The 516-nt window shown below is 64.0% G+C and carries 1 protein-coding gene; it reads left to right on the forward strand.

The window, feature by feature from the left end; genetic code table 11:
- Window positions 1–15: 15 nt before the first annotated feature.
- Window positions 16–195 (forward strand): hypothetical protein, encoded by a 180-nt coding sequence (locus VBE63_RS31135; protein ID WP_323686800.1) that lies wholly within the window; start codon window positions 16–18, stop codon window positions 193–195.
- Window positions 196–516 lie beyond the last annotated feature (321 nt).

Here is a 516-nt window from a genome sequence, read left to right on the forward strand (position 1 = left end):
GGCTAGACGCAAGCCATGAACATCACGCCCGATCGCGACCACCCGATGACCCTGCCCGAGACCCACGCCAAGCTGCTGGCAGAGCTGGAGCGCTTCAAGCATCTGCTGTTCGAGCCCATGACCCAGGTTGATCTGGGGAGATATCAGGGACGGACCACGTTAACGATCGCTGTCACGAAACCGTTGACGCCGTAGCGCCCGAAGACCTTAGCGCCGGGGCTGATGGATTCTGGCAGAGCCCGGCCGGTGCGGGTGCCTACTGAGACGCGATCGGCTAGACTCACCCCATGAGCGCCGGTCCCCGGGTGGCGGACACTGGCGCGCGAAGCGGGAGCCCCGATGGGCCACGACCAGAACTTCAAGAACCTGATTCTCGACTATCCACGCCAGTCTATTGAGTTTGCTGCGGCCAGCGAAGCCGCGCGGCTTGATGAAGGCGTGCGCATCCTGCCGCTGCGCGAGGAGCAGCTCAAGGCGCGCTTGGGTGATCGCTTTCGCGAGCTGGATGTGCCCTTG

Source organism: Lamprobacter sp. (genome assembly GCF_034860625.1).
Taxonomy (GTDB): Bacteria; Pseudomonadota; Gammaproteobacteria; order Chromatiales; family Chromatiaceae; genus Lamprobacter.